Origin of the sequence: Streptomyces beijiangensis (genome assembly GCF_017315755.1) — a bacterium.
Taxonomy (GTDB): Bacteria; Actinomycetota; Actinomycetes; order Streptomycetales; family Streptomycetaceae; genus Streptomyces; species Streptomyces beijiangensis.
This window is the reverse complement of record NZ_JAFLRJ010001172.1, coordinates 1-242: the sequence shown is the minus strand read 5'-3', so window position 1 is coordinate 242 and position 242 is coordinate 1. Positions and strand designations below refer to the sequence as shown.

The window sequence follows — 242 nt, the reverse complement described above, 5'->3', positions numbered from 1 at the left end:
CGACGCTGGCGGCCACCAGTTCGGTCGGGGCCGCGGCGGACTACATCACGACGAACCGGGGTGCGGTGGGCAGTCAGGCCCGTACCCGCCTGGCGGAAGCGCAGCGCAGGCTGGAGAAGGCGACGGGCCTGGCGGGGACGGACGCGCAGGCCGCGCTGGCGGAGGTGCAGCAGGCGGACGCGCTGGCCCGGCAGGCGCAGCAGCTCGCCGAGCAGGATGTACGGGGGTACGGCGGCGGGGGC

The 242-nt window shown here is 76.9% G+C and carries 1 pseudogene; it reads left to right on the top strand.

Annotation, left to right across the window (positions count from 1 at the left end):
• A pseudogene (locus J0695_RS41045) lies at nt 1-242 on the top strand (TPM domain-containing protein); the annotation flags it as partial.